Source organism: Marinobacter bohaiensis (genome assembly GCF_003258515.1).
In the GTDB taxonomy this organism is placed as follows: domain Bacteria; phylum Pseudomonadota; class Gammaproteobacteria; order Pseudomonadales; family Oleiphilaceae; genus Marinobacter_A; species Marinobacter_A bohaiensis.
On record NZ_QGEH01000005.1, the window covers coordinates 1 to 15,025 of the forward strand.

Sequence of the window (15,025 nt, forward strand, 5' to 3'; positions counted from 1 at the left end):
CGCGTATTCTACCGCGCTTCTCAACCTTGTCAACCGTTATTTTTCAGCGTTTTCGATGCTTCCGAAACCGCCGAATCGTTGCCGGCTGACCCGTTCAAGGTGGCGCGCATTTTACGCTGTTTCGCCATCCTGTCAACCGTTGATTTCGAGAAAATTTAAATCAAATTCTTCAAGCAAATCAGTCGGTTGCCTTTCGATTTCTGCCCCGCCTCAGTGGCGTGCCCCTCGAAAGAGATGCGCATTCTACAGACTTCTCCGAACCCGTCAACGCCTTTTTCAAAAAATCTCAAAAAAGACGGTGACGACCCGGCTCCTCTATATAGAGCACCTCTTCTTATATAGAGGAACCGGGCCATATCTCGGCCGCTAGGCCGTGATGCGCACCCGGGCAATCTTCTTTTTGCCAGCCTGGATGACCACATCGTCCCCGGCCACGAACATCCGCTCGTCTTTCAGTTGCTCGCCATTCACGTAGACGGCACCACGCGCGAAGACATCCTTGGCGGCCTTCCCGTTCTGGGCCAACCCCGCTTCCTTGAGCAGGGACACGATATGAACTTCCGAACGATCGCCCAACGCCACATCCACTTCCGGCACGTTATCGGGAATCTCGCCCAAGGCGACCTGGTTGCCTGCCGACTTGTGCGCATTCCGCGCCGCCTCCTCGTCATGGAAGCGGGTAATGATTTCCTCAGCCAGCAAGCGTTTGTATTCCTGAGGGTTGCCCCCCTGCTCGACGGCCTTGCGAAACTCTTCGACCTCACTCATCGGCCGGAAGCTGAGCAGCTCGAAGTAACGCCACATCAGCGCATCGGGAATCGACAGCAGCTTGGTGAACATCTCCCCCGGGGAATCGGTGACGCCCACATAGTTGTTGAGAGACTTGGACATCTTCTGTACGCCATCCAGCCCTTCCAGAATCGGAACCGTCAGAATGACCTGAGGCTCCTGCCCGTAACGACTCTGGATGGTGCGCCCCATCCCCAGATTAAAGCGCTGATCGGTGCCCCCCAGTTCGACGTCCGCTTCCAGTGCCACCGAGTCGTAACCCTGAACCAGAGGATAGAGGAATTCGTGAATCGCGATGGACTGATTGGCATCGTAGCGTTTGGCAAAGTCATCCCGCTCAAGCATGCGCGCAACGGTGTACTGGCCGGCCAGGCGGATCATATCGGCGGACGACATCTTGCTCATCCAGTCAGAGTTGAACGCGACCGTGGTTTTTTCCGGATCCAGGATCTTGAACACCTGCTCTTTATAGGTACGGGCGTTCTCGGCCACCTGCTCGTCGGTTAGCGGCGGGCGCGTTGCACTCTTGCCGGTGGGATCGCCGATCATGCCGGTGAAGTCACCAATCAGGAAGATCACTTCATGCCCCAGATCCTGGAACTGGCGCAGCTTGTTGATCAGGACCGTGTGCCCCAGATGCAGGTCCGGCGCTGTGGGATCGAAGCCGGCCTTGATCCGCAGACGACGCCCGGACTTCAATTTCTCAACCAGTTCCTCTTCCGGCAGAAGCTCATCAACGCCACGCTTGATCAGCGCGAGGGCATCGTCAATTGCGGTCATTCATCCTTCCTTCTATCTGGCAAACAACGGATTTAACAAAGCTCAACACAACGCTTCATGGCGTTACCGACAAACCTGATACAGTTCACGCTGTTTATTTTTTAGGCAAACAATAATAGGATTCAGCACTTTGGCCACGAAGCCGACGCATTATATCAGGGTCGTTTCGCTCGTGCCGGGCGCACGATAACGCCGCTGAAAAAGGTACGCATGCTTTTTAATGCTTCGGGCCTTGAACTATACTTCACGAATTATTGAACAAACCGACAGAACTTACCGACTTGCCGGGGAAAACAGGTTACCGACGTGCTTAAAAAATTTCCGAAAAAACATCTGGTCGCGCTGGGCGTCGTGGGTATCGTTACGGGCGCCAGCTTACTGATCAGTCCCAGCGAACCGGTGGAAGCCGGACGCGTCTCGGTTGCCCTGAACATGGAGAGCGGCAAAACCGCCCCCATCCAGCCTGCGGCCGACATCCCTGATGCCGACGAGCCAACCGCGGACAGCGCGCCCTCTGGAGCCCCGCCCCAATCTCCCGACGTGGCCAAGGCAACACAGCCAACCTCAGCCGAACCGGTCAACCAGGCGCCGGCGTCGCCCCAACCCCGCCCGCTGCAATGGCAACGCTTCGAGATCAAGCCCGGCGACAGCCTGTCCAGCCTGTTCAGCAAGGCCGGTTTCGACGCAGCCCTGATGTACTCGGTCATCAACGGCGAGGGTGAGGCCGCCAAACTCGAGCGGCTCTACGCCGGCGAGACCATTGCCTTCGCCAGCAACGCCGACGGCGAGCTGAAAAAGGTCACACTGGAGCGCAACCGCCTGGAATCGCTGGTGATCGACAAGCAGGACGACGGTTTCCAGGGCGAGATCGTCACCCGCGAACCGGAAGCCCGCCCGGTCTATCGGCACGGGCGCATCGACGGATCCCTCTACCTGGCCGCCCGCGACGCCGGCCTCAACGATCGCCTGACCATGGAGTTGGCCGGCATTTTCGGCTGGGACATCGACTTCGTCTACGACATCCGCAAGGGTGACCGTTTCGAGGTGCTCTATGAAGAGCTCTACCTGGACGGCGAGAAAATCGATACGGGTCGAATCCTGGCCGCCAAGTTCACCAATCGCGGCGAGGAAGTGATCGCCCTGCTCTACGACGACGCCGGGGGCAATGCCGACTATTTCACACCGGACGGCCACAGCCTGCGCAAGGCGTTCCTGCGCACCCCGATCAACGCCCGGGTCTCATCGCCGTTCAATCTACAGCGCCGGCACCCGGTACTGGACGTCGTGCGTCCGCACGAGGGCACCGACTATGCCGCCCCGCCGGGAACCCCGATCAAAGCGGCTGGCGACGGACGCATCCTGTCCGCCGGCTGGAAGGGTGGCTACGGCCGTACCGTCGTCATCCAGCATGGCGACAACATCTCCACCCTCTACGCCCACATGCGCGCGATCGGAAAGGGTATGAAGCGCGGCACCCGCGTCAAACAGGGGCAGACCGTAGGTTACGTTGGTTCCTCAGGCATGGTCACCGGCCCGCACCTGCACTACGAATTCCGGATCAATGGTTCACCGCGCAACTCGCGAACGGTCAAACTGCCAGACGCCTCGCCCATTCCGGAATCGGAAATGACGCAATTCAAGGCCAAGACCCTGTCGCTACTGACCGCACTCAACGAAGCCAGCGGCGAGCGCCAGATCGCCCTGGGCCCGGACAGCGAGTAACACCGCCGTGACCGCAACCGCCTACATTGGCCTGATGTCGGGAACCAGCATGGATGGCATTGACGCCGTGCTGGTTTCCTTCCCCGAAGACCGGATCCACATCCACACCACGTTCAGCCTTCCCTATTCAGACACCCTCCGCCAGCGTGTGAGCCGCGCGTCTCTCAACCACGCTACGCCGGACGAGCTGGGGGAATTGGACCACGAACTGGGCGACCTGTTCGCCGAGGCCGCCACCGGGGTCCTCGACAAGTCCGATTTCGACGCCGGCGAGGTTGCCGCCATCGGCAGCCACGGCCAGACCATTCGCCACCAGCCCTGGGGCGCCATGCCATTCTCCATGCAGATCGGCGACCCCAATCGCATCGCCGAGCGCACCGGCATCACCACGGTTGCCGATTTCCGGCGCCGGGACATGGCCGCCGGCGGCCAGGGCGCGCCGCTGGTTCCGGCTTTCCACCAGGCCTATTTCGCCAGTCGTCAGGAATCCCGCTGCATCGTCAACTTCGGCGGCATCGCCAACATCACCTGGTTGCCCAAGGACAAACCGGACCACGCCGTCGGCTTCGACACAGGGCCCGGCAATGCGCTGATCGACGCCTGGTGCCTCGATCAGACCGGCCGCCCCTACGACGAGGACGGTCACTGGGCCCGCACCGGAACCGTCAACGAGGCCCTGCTCGAGGATATGCTCAGCGACGCCTATTTCAGGCGCAAGCCACCCAAGAGCACGGGCAAGGAACGCTTCAACCAGGCCTGGATCGAGACGGTCGTGGCGCGTCACCCGGAGCTGCCAGCCCACGACATCCAGTGCACCCTGGTGGAATTGACGGTACGGTCGCTGGTCATGCAGTTACCGGCCACCGAGAACCTGAAGCTGTTCATCTGCGGCGGTGGTGCCCGTAATCGTTTCCTGATGGAGAGACTTCGGGAAGCGCTGCCCCTGGTCGACGTGGAGACGACGGCCGTGCTGGGGCTGGACCCGCAATGGGTCGAGTCCGTCGCCTTTGGCTGGCTGGCCAAACGTACCCTGGAGCAGCGGCCCGGCAACCTGCCCGCGGTTACCGGGGCGCGGGGCGCCCGTATCTTGGGTGCGATCCACCACGGCTAATCAGGGTTATCGGAAAGAGGAAGGAAGCGGCCATCCTGCGTTGCGCGGATGGCCGGGAACCGGGTCAGATGGAGAAGGAAGAGCCGCACCCGCAAGTGGTCGTGGCGTTGGGGTTCTGAACCATAAACTGGGAACCCTGCAGACCCTCCTGATAGTCCACCGTCGCGCCGATCAGGTACTGATAGCTCATTGCATCGACCAGCAGGGTAATGCCGTCCTTTTCGATAACCGTGTCATCTTCTTCCAGGGCTTCATCAAACGAGAAACCATACTGAAACCCGGAACACCCGCCACCGGTCACGAAGACACGCAGCTTCAGGTCGGGATTACCATCTTCCTCGACCAACTCGCGTACTTTCGCCACAGCGTTGTCGCTGATAAAAAACGGCGTCGCTATTTGTTCCTGAACGGCACTCAAGGTCGCCTCCTGAATATTACGTGAGCAACTACCCGGGGATTATCCAATTCCCGAGTAAAACAGTCAATTATTGAGCCGTCTCTTTATCGGCTGCGGGCGAATCGCCCGATACCCCCGAATCGTCGGCTGGACGCTCCTGACGCAGCAGCCCCACCGGTTCCTTCTGGTGAACCAGGCTGCCGTTCACCTCAGCCCCCATCGCCATCTGGATGAGGCTGTAATACACGTTTCCGGTAATGGAGGCTTTCTCGGCCAGTTCAAGGTGTTCTGACGCGTACACATCGCCATTGACGGTTCCATTGATGATCACATGCGGCGCCACGATGTCGCCATCGACGGCTCCGATCTGGGAAATCCGCAGAATGGCGTCGGCACCTTCCTCAGCGATCACTTTCCCCCGGACACGGCCGTCCACGTGCAACCCGCCGGAGAACTCGACGTCACCGGCCACCGTGGTCTTGCTGGAAATCAGGGTATCGAAATGCCCTGTAGCCGGTTTCCGCGACTTCTGCTTCTTGTTACTGCCGAGCATGCTGCTACTTCTCCGTTAAAGATTGCCAATCAAACGTGCGTTCGCTCTTGGTCGCCTTGCGGCCTTCCGCCTTGGCAACCACCTGAATTTCAAGGGGCTCAAAGCCCTCCGGCAGGGTCATCACGCCCTCCACGTCCTGGAAATATCGGTAGCGGAAGCGAATGCCCAGGTTCTCGATGTCGTCGGACAGATCGCGCAACGCGATGACCTCTCGCTCGCCGCCCCGTTGTCCGACAACGTTGACCGCCACCAGGCCGGCGATGTAACTGCTGTTCTCCCCGACCTGCGTCAGCACAAGCTTGAAGCGATAACGCTCGTCGCCGCGCCGGGGTTCCAGCTCAAAGCGCTGGATCTGCAACCCCATGGCCGACTCCGACGGCGCCATGATGTTCTTGTAGAACGTCAGATCGGAATTGACCGCCACCAGCCGATCCTCAAGCCGGGAAATCGTGTGCCGCGCCTGGGTCAGTGCCTGCTGATCGATCTTTCGGCCCCGTTCCAGGTTAACCACCTGCCGCTGAAGACCCGAGCGCTGCTGACGCAGATCCGCCAGCTCGCCGGTCAGGTCCTTGTCGCTCTTGGTGACATCGCTGAACCGGAAGCCGCCCTGGGCCATGCCGGCAAAGTAGCCGATCACAGCAAACAGGGCACAACAGCCCATCAGGACCAGAAAACGACGCCATTTCTGCCCGGGCTGATGCCGGACGACGATGTACTCGCCCTGTTTCTTGCGCTCGGAGCTCAAACTGTCACTCCGTTACGGCAGCAGGGCCGGTGCTTCGAGCCCGGCGGTTTCGCTCAGCCCAAACATGATGTTCATATTCTGCACGGCCTGGCCGGCCGCGCCCTTCACCAGGTTGTCGATCACCGAGGAGACAATCACAACCGGGCTGTCCTCCTGACGGTGCAACGCCATCCGGCACTGGTTGGCGCCGCGCACGCTGCGCGTTTCCGGATGCGAACCGAACGGCATGACATCGACAAACGGCTCGTTGGCGTAGCGCTCTTCAAACAGCCCCTGCAGCGAATCGAAGGCGGAGGGATCGCGCAACTCGGCGTACAGCGTGGCTTCGATACCGCGCACCATGGGCAGCAGGTGCGGCACGAACGTCACCCCGACGCGACCGCCGGCCGCCAGTTCCAGGCCCTGACGGATTTCCGGCAGGTGACGGTGGCCGGAGGCCCCGTAGGCCTTGAAGCTCTCCCCCACTTCACCGTGCAGCATCCCGATCTTGCCCTGGCGCCCGGCGCCGCTGGCCCCGGACTTGGCATCCGCCACCAGGTGAGACGGATTGACCAGTTCCTTTTCGAGCAGCGGCAGGAAGCCCAACTGCACGGCGGTTGGGTAGCACCCCGGGTTGGCCACCAGCTGCGCCTCGCAAATCTGCTCACGGAACACTTCCGGCAGTCCGTAGACGGCCCGCTCGGCCCAGTCGCTGGATTCGTGCGGCATGCCATACCAGTTGGACCAGACATCGAGGTCACGGATCCGGAAATCGGCGGACAGATCCACCACCCGCGTACCGGCGGCAATCAGCCCCGGCACCATACGCATGGCAACGCCGTGCGGTGTGGCAAAGAACACCAGGTCGCAGGCCGCCAGGGCTTTTTCGTCCGGCTCGGAAAACGCCAGGTCATAATGACCGCGCAGATTGGGATAGAGATCGGCCACGGGCATGCCCGCCTCCGATCGCGACGTGATCAGGGTAACTTCCACCTCGGGGTGGACGGCCAGAATCCGCAAGAGTTCGACACCGGTGTACCCGGTTCCGCCGACAATACCCACCTTGATCAACGCCATTCCTCCTTTGCTCGTGTCAGACTGTGCAGGAATTACAGTCTAACATGATATCGATCAGGCTTTTGGCGCCCCAAGGTGGCGTAATTACAATACAATAAGCCATTGTTACCTTTGATATACCGTTTGACATACCAAGGAGCCTCCGCCCGGAGCGACATGCCCCGATCCACGGCAGATCCCGTCTCCCGAACCATAACAATCGAGATCGGGGGCTCTGAACAACAACGAGCACCCTGACGCATGATGAATCTGAAGCAACGAATCACCGGCGAGTTGATCCCCCTGTTCAGGAGGCGCTTGTCCGGGGTGGATGCGTTGCCGCAGCTGGCCATTCTTGGCCTGCTCTCCGGTATCGTTACCGGTGCCGTCATCCTGCTGTTCCGCCTGGCCATCGAGTGGCCGCTTTCCGAATTCCTGCCCAACCGGGATTCCGAAGCCTTTGAAGGGCTGGGACTCTTCGCCCGCGGCGTACTGCCGTTATCCGGCGCGGTGCTGCTGGGCTTCCTGATGTACCGACTGGCGATTTCCGATCGCAAGGTGGGCATCACCTATGTGCTGGAACGGCTGAACTACCACCAGGGCTACATTTCGCTGCGCAGTGCGGTCATCCAGTTCGTGTTCGGCGTCGGCACCGTGGTGAGCGGCCAGTCGTCGGGGCGGGAAGGGCCCGCCGTGCACCTGGGCGCAGCCTTTTCCAGCCTGCTCGGCCAGTGGATGAAACTGCCCAACAACAGCATCCGCACCCTGGTGGCCTGCGGCTCGGCAGCCGCGATTTCGGCGTCCTTCAACACGCCCATCGCGGGCGTGATCTTCGCCATGGAAGTGGTGATGATGGAGTACACCATCACCGGTTTCACCCCCGTGATCCTGGCGTCGGTGAGCTCAGCCGTGGTCAACCAGGCGGTCTACGGTTCCGCCCCCGCCTTCAGCGTACCGGCCCTGACCATGAACTCGCTTCTGGAGATTCCCTGGATCCTGGCCATCGCCCTGGTGATCGGCGTGGCCTCCGCCGGTTTTGTGCGCCTGCTGGTGATGTCGACGCGCTTCAACCATCAACCGATTTTCCTGCGCATGGTCGCCGCCGGCCTGCTCATGGTGCCGGTGGCGCTACTGGTCCCGGAAGTCATGGGTATCGGCTATGACACGGTCAGCGCCACCATTCACGACCAGATCCCCCTGCTTCTGCTGCTTGCGATCGCTCTGACCAAGCTGGTGATCACCGCGGTGACCATCGGCCTGGGCATGCCCAGCGGGCTGATCGGCCCGACCATCTTTATCGGCGCCACGCTGGGCGGCGCCATGGGTCTGATCGGCGCCGTGGCAGCACCGGACCTGGCCTCCAGCACCGGCTTCTACGCCATGCTGGGGATGGGCGCGATGATGGGCTCGGTGCTGCAGGCCCCCCTCGCGGCGCTGATGGCACTGATCGAGCTGACCCGCAATCCCAACATCATCCTCCCCGGCATGCTGGTGATCACCGTGTCCAGCCTGGTCGCCAGCGAGGTGTTCGGCCAGCGCTCGATCTTCCTGTCGGTGCTCAAGAGCCAGGGACTGAGCTACCAGAACTCGCCCATCATCCAGGCACTGCGCCGGGTCTCCGTGGGCGCGATCATGGAGCGCAGCATCCGGCGCACCCAGCGCCGCATCGGCCCGGCGGAGGCGCGGGAAATCCTCAAGACGGAACCGCGCTGGCTGATCATCGACGGCCAGAAAGGGCCCACCGCCCTGATGCCGGCGGTGGACCTGGCGCGCTATCTGGAGGATCATGCGGACAAGCTCGAGCCCGACCCGGAGAATCCGGAGAAAAAGCCGGAGATCGACCTGCTGGAAGTCCCGGCCAACCGGCGCGATCTGGCGCCGATTCCCTATCAGGCGACGCTGGACGAGGCCATGGGCCAGTTCAGCGACCGGCGCTGCGAGGCTCTGTACGTCCAACGCCACGCCGCGCCCATGATCCAGCGGATCATCGGGGTCGTGCTGAAGTCGGAAATCGAAAGTTACTACCAGTACCGCAAGGAATAATCCTTCATGTTGTGGGTCAAAGCCTTTCACATCATTGCGGTGGTGTGCTGGTTCGCCGCCATCTTCTACCTGCCCCGCCTGTTCGTCTATCACGCCAACTGCGAGGACCAGACCGGGCGCGAACGCTTCAAAATCATGGAGCGCAAGCTCTATCGCGGCATCGGCACACCGTCGATGATCGCCACCATCGTGCTTGGCCTTTGGCTGGTCAGCTACAGCCCATCGGCCTATTTCAGCCAGGGCTGGCTGCATGCGAAACTGGCGCTCGTAGCCGTGCTGGTGGCCTATCATCTGTATTGCGGGCACCTGGTGCGGGTGTTCCGTGACGACGCCAACCAACGCAGTCACGTATTCTATCGCTGGCTCAACGAGTTCCCGGTACTGATCCTGGTGGCCGTGGTCATCCTGGTGACGGTCAGACCCTTCTGAATACCGGGCGATACAGGTCCAAGCTATGCATCAACGTCCCCAAGTTCTCATCCTGTCCGGCCTCGACCCGTCAGGCGGCGCCGGCATCCAGGCGGATATCCAGGCGGTTACGGCGCTGGGCTGTCATCCCCTGCCGGTCCTGAGCTGCCTGACGGTCCAGGACACACGCAACGTCTACGGCGCCGAAGCGGTCGATCCGGACCTGATCCGGCGCCAGCTGGACTGCCTGGATGCGGACACCCCCATCCACGCCATCAAGACCGGCGCCCTGGGCAGCGCGGCAGTGGTCGAGGTACTGGCCGCCTTCGCCCGCAAACACGCCGCCATTCCCCTGGTGGTCGACCCCGTCATCAAGGCCGCCGGTGGCGGTGATCTCGCCGACGACGAACTGGTCGCCGCCATGAAGGCCGAACTGTTTCCACTGGCACGTGTCATAACGCCCAACGGCATCGAGCTGGCCCAACTGGGCGGTTCCGGGGATGAGGCTTCGTCCGCCCAATCCCTGATCGACGCGGGCTGCGCGGGCGTGCTGGCGACCGGCGGCCACGGCGACGGTCCGGCCATTATCAACCGGCTGTTCCGCGCCGGTGCCCCGGTGCAGGAATGGACCATCGACCGCCACGGCGGCGAGTACCACGGCACCGGCTGCACCCTGGCGGCTGGCATCGCCGCCGGTCTGGCCCAGGGCCGGTCGCTGGAAACCGCCATCGAGCGTTCCCAGTACCTGGTCAGTTGCGCCATCCAGCAGGCGCTGCGAGTGGGTCAGGGCCAACCGGTTCCCGATCGCGGCGTACCCCTGGTGGCGTCATGAACCGATATACCCACTGGCGGCGCGGCCTCTACGCCATTACCGACCCCGGCCTGCTGCCCGGCGACAAGCTGGTGCCGGCCGTGGAAGCGGCCTTGCGCGGCGGCGTCGTATTGGTGCAGTACCGCGACAAGACCGGCAGCGACAGCGAGCGCCTGGCCCGGGCGCGGGATCTGGTCAGTGTCTGCGACAACGCGCAGGTGCCCCTGCTGATCAACGACGACGCGACGCTCGCCAAGCGCGTCGGCGCCGCCGGCGCCCATCTCGGCCAGAGTGACGGTGACCTGCGGGCCGCGCGCGAAATGCTGGGACCGGAGGCGATCGTCGGTCAGACCTGCCACGCCGATCTGGAACTCGCCCGCACCGCCCTGGAAGACGGTGCCGACTACCTGGCTTTCGGGCGCTTTTTCCCGTCGATGACCAAGCCCGGCGCACCGGCGGCCAACCCGGACATTCTGACGTCAGCCCGAACGCTCGAACGCCCGGTCAGCGCGATTGGCGGCGTCTCACTGGAGAACGCGCCGCTGCTACTGGCCCACGGCGCCGACCTGCTCGCCGTGATTGGCGGCCTGTTCGGCACCGACGACGTGGAAGCGCGCGCCCGGGCCTTTACCAATCTGTTTAACCAGACCAACGCATTCAGCCCATCGAACGAACAGGAGCCCTCCTGATGACACAGTCTGAAACCCTTTTTGAAAATGCCCGGCAATACATTCCCGGTGGCGTGAACTCACCGGTGCGGGCCTTCAAGGGCGTGGGCGGCGTTCCCCTCTTCATCAAGACCGCCAAAGGCGCGTATCTCTACGATGAGGACGACAACCGCTACATCGATTTCATCGGTTCCTGGGGGCCGATGATCCTGGGTCACCGCGACCAGCGCGTGATCGATGCCCTGCACGCCCAGATCGACGTGGGTGTGGGCTACGGCGCGCCGACCGCCATCGAGACGGCCATGGCCAAGAAGATCTGCGAGCTGGTGCCGTCCATCGACATGGTTCGCATGGTCAATTCCGGCACCGAAGCCACCATGAGCGCCGTGCGCCTGGCCCGGGGCTATACCGGTCGCGACAAGATCGTGAAGTTCGAGGGCTGCTACCATGGCCACGTGGATTCGTTGCTGGTGAAAGCCGGTTCCGGCGCCCTAACCATGGGCGTTCCGAATTCACCGGGCATTCCCGCCAGCCTGGCCGAACACACCGTGACGGTGCCTTACAACGACATCGAAAGCGTACGCAAGGTGTTTGCCGAGATGGGCGACCAGATCGCCGCCATCATCGTCGAGCCGGTGGCCGGCAACATGAACTGCATTCCGCCGATGCAGGGCTTCCTGGAAGGACTGCGCAACGTCTGCGACCAGCATGGCAGCGTGCTGATCTTTGACGAGGTGATGACCGGTTTCCGCGTCGCCCTGGGCGGCGCCCAGTCCCATTACGGCGTCACCCCGGACCTGACCGCCCTGGGCAAGGTCATCGGTGGCGGTCTGCCGGTGGGCGCGTTCGGCGGCAAGCGCGAGATCATGGAATACATCTCCCCGCTGGGCCCGGTCTATCAGGCGGGCACCCTGTCCGGTAACCCGCTGGCCATGCGCGCCGGCCTGACCACGCTGGAGGCCATTTCCGAGCCCGGCTTCCACGACCAGTTGATCGAAAAGACCAACCGCCTGCGGGACGGCTTCAAACGCGCGGCGGAGGCGGCGGACGTGCCGCTGGTGGTGCAGAGCGCCGGCGCCATGTTCGGCTTCTTCTTCACCGACCAGAACCAGGTCAACGGCTTCGAGGACGTGATGCGCTGTGACGCGGAGCGTTTCGGCCAGTTCTTCCAGGGCATGCTCAAGGAGGGCGTGTATCTGGCGCCGTCCGCGTTCGAGGCCAGCTTCACCTGCGCCGCTCTCAGCGAGGAAGACATCCAGCACACCCTGGATGCGGCCGCCCGGGTCATGAAAACCCTCTGACACCCACGCTTACCGGCCAGCCCATCCGGGCTGGCCGGGCTGATCCCTCACCGCCTCAATTGAGCCGAACGCTCCGCTCTCCCGGTTGTTAAGAGACCGTAACGCCGTGGAAGGAACCCTCGTAATGTCGCATGGGCTATAAGTAGCAATGTGACGTATTGCATCGCATATCCATTGCGAACACAGATGCGGACAAGCGTCGCCATAACAACACATGGAATGAGAGGGAGTATTCCAATGAATAAGAGCTTGGTTCAGGGTTTTACAGTCACAGCGCTGGCAGCGGCCCTGGCCGCCTGCGGCGGCAGTGGCAGCGGCGGTGACGATGAGGCAACGGGGATCGTTTCCGTCGGCCTGACCGACGCACCGGTCGACGACGCGCTGGAAGTCAATGTCACCGTAACCGGAGTGGTCCTCCAGCCGGCGGGCGACGGCGAACGCCGCACCTTCGAGCTGGATGAGCCGGCGTATATCAACCTGCTGGATCTTCAGAACGGAGACGTGGAAGCGCTGGTCACCGACGAGGAAGTCGTAGCCGGCGAGTACAGCTGGATGCGGCTGCAACTGGCCGAGGAAAGCATCGAAAACTTCTCGGTAGTACTGGACAACAACGGCGGCGAATACGCGCTGGGCGTTCCGTCCGGGCAGCAACGCGGACTGCAGACCTCTGGCTTCACCGTGCCGGCCGGCGGCACCGTCAACTTCACCATCGACTTTGACGTGCGCAAGTCGTTGGCCTACCGCAGCGGCCCGGGCGACTACCTGCTCCGCCCGACGCTGCGTCTGGTGGACAACGCTGAAGTTGGCACGCTCACAGGCTCGGTCGACAGCACGACGCTATCCACCGAATGCGCAGACGCATCAACATTTGCAGGCAACGTGTACATCCACAGTGGCGCCGACGTCACACCGGACGATATCGGCAGCGGGGTGGAACCGCTGACCGTAGCCCCGGTGGATGCCAGCACAGGTGAAAATACCTTCATCGCGGCTTTCCTCCCGTCCGGCGAATACACCGTCAGTTACAGCTGCGACCTGGAAACCCAGGACGCCGACGGCTTCGCGGTTGACGACGACGTGACCTTTGTCGGCACGCAGAACGCCACGGTGAACGCGGGCGAAACGACCTCCGTCGAGATTCCCGCCTCCTAAGTTCCATCCAGATTGAGTTCGCGCTCGACACCGGCGCGTACCGCCACGGAAACCGGCACCCGAAAGGACAGGGACTCGTCCACCTCCAGATCATCCCGGTCGCAGCTGTAACTGACCGTATAGTCCCCGGCAGGCAGCAGCCCGGCATAATAGGTATAGGTCCCCGGATTGTCCGCATCGCTGACGACCGCCGTCACCATGGGCTCGGGCACACCGCCGAGGTCATTGGGCGTGACGTTCCCGCCCTCGTAGACGTACACCAGACCGGCGTAATCCTGGGGGCTATCGCATGCCGTCTGGATCAGCGTGGAGCTGTCCACCGTGCCGACGATGGCGCCAACGTCACCGTTCTCGACCAGCCGCAACGTTGGACGAAGCTCATAGTCCGCGGCGACGCCGGAGGACGCATATAGCGACCGGCGCACGTCGAAATCCAGGGTCAATGAGATGGCATCGCCCTCGTCGAGGCTGAAGTCGGCGTCCACACGCAATCCGGACTCGAAACTGGCCGGCACCACGACCGAATAGGTGCCGCCGTCCCTGCCCTCCGCCGTATGGGCATCGCCGTCGTCGCTGAGGATCAGCCGCACCCAGTCGTAGTCATCGGCCGGCACGTCCTCGTCGTCGATCAACGTTGCCGTGGTGCCGTTCTGCAGGGACAGCAGGTCAATCTCGCGTGGGGCGTCGTCGACAAATGTAACGCTGTCGTCACCGACGGGCTTGAGCTCAACGCCCAGCACGGTCACCGTCAGGGCGGTCAGGTCATCGATGGGAGCGTCCGCCAGCGCCAGCGTCAGGCGGCCTTCGTCGTCATCGTCGTCGCTGCCGAAACTGAACCACCACTCGCAGCCGGCGAGGGACAGTGCCAGCCCGGCTACCGTCAGCCCTGCCCAGATCTGTCTGCGCATGACACCTCCCGTCCCAATACGGCCTCGCAGGCCGGAGCCCGTTACAACGCGGCGGCGCGGGCCTCAGCCTGTTCCGCTCCGGCGACGTTGCCGGAATCCCGGCGGATGTCCGCCAGCAGGTGCCAGCCGGTCCGCTGCAGCCCGGTGTCCGAGCCGGACAACGACAGCCCTTTCAGGGCAAACTGTTCCGCCGCACCCAAGCGCCCTTCCACCTTGTAAGCGTAGGCCAGCTTGAAGTAGACACGACCGGAGCGCGGCGAAATACGCTGGGCCCGTTCCAGTTGGCTGATCGCTCCGCGGGTGTCGCCCTCGGCGAGCATGGCGTCGGCTTTCTGCACCAGGCTGACGGCCGCCGGAGACAGGGCTTCGCTCTCATCCTGGTAACCCGGCGCGGGTCGGCTCGGTTCCGTGGATTCCGGTTCCGCCTCGGGCTGAGACGCCTGCGGTGTCGTGGTCGTGCCGCTGCCCGTGTCGGTGGTGGGCGGCTCCGGGGCCTGGTCGCTGCCGCCCGCGGGCACGTAGATGGGACCTCCCGGTCCGCTGGCACACCCCGCCAGCAGGGTGGCACTCAGGCAGAGACCGGTCAGCAGTCGTTTATGCAT

At 62.8% G+C, this 15,025-nt stretch carries 15 protein-coding genes; 8 read left to right on the forward strand and 7 right to left on the reverse strand.

The window, feature by feature from the left end; genetic code table 11:
• Window positions 1-366: 366 nt before the first annotated feature.
• Window positions 367-1,569: a tyrosine--tRNA ligase gene (gene tyrS / locus DKK67_RS18205; RefSeq protein WP_111497951.1), complete on the reverse strand. Its 1,203-nt coding sequence runs from the start codon at window positions 1,567-1,569 to the stop codon at window positions 367-369.
• A 306-nt stretch (window positions 1,570-1,875) separates the two neighbouring features.
• On the opposite strand from tyrS, the gene DKK67_RS18210 reads away from it, so the two are divergent.
• Together DKK67_RS18210 and DKK67_RS18215 are read left to right on the forward strand one after the other, a co-directional pair.
• Window positions 1,876-3,291 carry an OapA family protein gene (locus DKK67_RS18210; protein ID WP_228160705.1) on the forward strand — a complete coding sequence of 472 codons (1,416 nt, stop codon included), beginning with the start codon at window positions 1,876-1,878 and terminating at the stop codon, window positions 3,289-3,291.
• 7 nt (window positions 3,292-3,298) lie between these two features.
• Window positions 3,299-4,402: an anhydro-N-acetylmuramic acid kinase gene (locus tag DKK67_RS18215; RefSeq protein ID WP_111497952.1), complete on the forward strand. Its 1,104-nt coding sequence runs from the start codon at window positions 3,299-3,301 to the stop codon at window positions 4,400-4,402.
• A 64-nt stretch (window positions 4,403-4,466) separates the two neighbouring features.
• On the opposite strand, the gene erpA is transcribed toward DKK67_RS18215, so the two are convergent.
• From erpA to argC, 4 genes are all read right to left on the reverse strand, one after another.
• On the reverse strand, window positions 4,467-4,820 hold the full coding sequence (gene erpA / locus DKK67_RS18220; protein WP_111497953.1) for an iron-sulfur cluster insertion protein ErpA: 354 nt from the start codon (window positions 4,818-4,820) through the stop codon (window positions 4,467-4,469).
• 67 nt (window positions 4,821-4,887) lie between these two features.
• On the reverse strand, window positions 4,888-5,352 hold the full coding sequence (locus DKK67_RS18225; protein WP_111497954.1) for a bactofilin family protein: 465 nt from the start codon (window positions 5,350-5,352) through the stop codon (window positions 4,888-4,890).
• A 4-nt stretch (window positions 5,353-5,356) separates the two neighbouring features.
• Window positions 5,357-6,097 carry a DUF6776 family protein gene (locus tag DKK67_RS18230; RefSeq protein ID WP_111497955.1) on the reverse strand — a complete coding sequence of 247 codons (741 nt, stop codon included), beginning with the start codon at window positions 6,095-6,097 and terminating at the stop codon, window positions 5,357-5,359.
• 12 nt (window positions 6,098-6,109) lie between these two features.
• A complete protein-coding gene (argC, locus tag DKK67_RS18235) occupies window positions 6,110-7,147 on the reverse strand; it encodes an N-acetyl-gamma-glutamyl-phosphate reductase (RefSeq protein ID WP_111498151.1) in 1,038 nt (345 codons plus the stop codon).
• A 246-nt stretch (window positions 7,148-7,393) separates the two neighbouring features.
• Between argC and DKK67_RS18240 the strand changes: the two genes are divergently transcribed.
• From DKK67_RS18240 to DKK67_RS18265, 6 genes are all read left to right on the forward strand, one after another.
• Window positions 7,394-9,175 (forward strand): chloride channel protein, encoded by a 1,782-nt coding sequence (locus DKK67_RS18240; RefSeq protein WP_111497956.1) that lies wholly within the window; start codon window positions 7,394-7,396, stop codon window positions 9,173-9,175.
• Between the two features lie 6 nt (window positions 9,176-9,181).
• Entirely contained in the window at window positions 9,182-9,604 is a 423-nt protein-coding gene (gene hemJ, locus DKK67_RS18245) for a protoporphyrinogen oxidase HemJ (protein ID WP_111497957.1), read from the forward strand.
• Between the two features lie 25 nt (window positions 9,605-9,629).
• Window positions 9,630-10,415, forward strand: coding sequence for a bifunctional hydroxymethylpyrimidine kinase/phosphomethylpyrimidine kinase (gene thiD, locus DKK67_RS18250; protein WP_111497958.1), 786 nt, complete (start codon window positions 9,630-9,632; stop codon window positions 10,413-10,415).
• Window positions 10,412-11,083 carry a thiamine phosphate synthase gene (thiE, locus tag DKK67_RS18255; RefSeq protein ID WP_111497959.1) on the forward strand — a complete coding sequence of 224 codons (672 nt, stop codon included), beginning with the start codon at window positions 10,412-10,414 and terminating at the stop codon, window positions 11,081-11,083. The genes thiD and thiE overlap by 4 nt, the downstream gene beginning before the upstream one ends.
• A complete protein-coding gene (gene hemL, locus DKK67_RS18260; protein WP_111497960.1) occupies window positions 11,083-12,363 on the forward strand; it encodes a glutamate-1-semialdehyde 2,1-aminomutase in 1,281 nt (426 codons plus the stop codon). Before thiE ends, hemL begins: the two co-directional genes overlap by 1 nt.
• A 237-nt stretch (window positions 12,364-12,600) precedes the next feature.
• Complete coding sequence (locus DKK67_RS18265) at window positions 12,601-13,515, forward strand: DUF4382 domain-containing protein (RefSeq protein ID WP_111497961.1); 915 nt, start codon at window positions 12,601-12,603, stop codon at window positions 13,513-13,515.
• On the opposite strand, the gene DKK67_RS18270 is transcribed toward DKK67_RS18265, so the two are convergent.
• Both DKK67_RS18270 and DKK67_RS18275 read right to left on the reverse strand, forming a co-directional pair.
• Entirely contained in the window at window positions 13,512-14,423 is a 912-nt protein-coding gene (locus DKK67_RS18270; protein WP_111497962.1) for a DUF4382 domain-containing protein, read from the reverse strand. The genes DKK67_RS18265 and DKK67_RS18270 overlap by 4 nt on opposite strands.
• 41 nt (window positions 14,424-14,464) lie before the next feature.
• Window positions 14,465-15,025 (reverse strand): tetratricopeptide repeat protein, encoded by a 561-nt coding sequence (locus tag DKK67_RS18275; RefSeq protein ID WP_111498152.1) that lies wholly within the window; start codon window positions 15,023-15,025, stop codon window positions 14,465-14,467.

Bases quoted from the DNA above. Each gene is read 5' to 3' on its own strand.
- thiE (WP_111497959.1), top strand. From the start codon at position 10,412: ATGAACCGATATACCCACTGGCGGCGCGGCCTCTACGCCATTACCGAC.
- hemJ (WP_111497957.1), top strand. From the start codon at position 9,182: ATGTTGTGGGTCAAAGCCTTTCACATCATTGCGGTGGTGTGCTGGTTC.
- hemL (WP_111497960.1), top strand. From the start codon at position 11,083: ATGACACAGTCTGAAACCCTTTTTGAAAATGCCCGGCAATACATTCCC.
- tyrS (WP_111497951.1), bottom strand. From the start codon at position 1,569: ATGACCGCAATTGACGATGCCCTCGCGCTGATCAAGCGTGGCGTTGAT.
- DKK67_RS18270 (WP_111497962.1), bottom strand. From the start codon at position 14,423: ATGCGCAGACAGATCTGGGCAGGGCTGACGGTAGCCGGGCTGGCACTG.
- DKK67_RS18265 (WP_111497961.1), top strand. From the start codon at position 12,601: ATGAATAAGAGCTTGGTTCAGGGTTTTACAGTCACAGCGCTGGCAGCG.
- thiD (WP_111497958.1), top strand. From the start codon at position 9,630: ATGCATCAACGTCCCCAAGTTCTCATCCTGTCCGGCCTCGACCCGTCA.
- DKK67_RS18240 (WP_111497956.1), top strand. From the start codon at position 7,394: ATGATGAATCTGAAGCAACGAATCACCGGCGAGTTGATCCCCCTGTTC.
- DKK67_RS18275 (WP_111498152.1), bottom strand. From the start codon at position 15,025: ATGCATAAACGACTGCTGACCGGTCTCTGCCTGAGTGCCACCCTGCTG.
- DKK67_RS18225 (WP_111497954.1), bottom strand. From the start codon at position 5,352: ATGCTCGGCAGTAACAAGAAGCAGAAGTCGCGGAAACCGGCTACAGGG.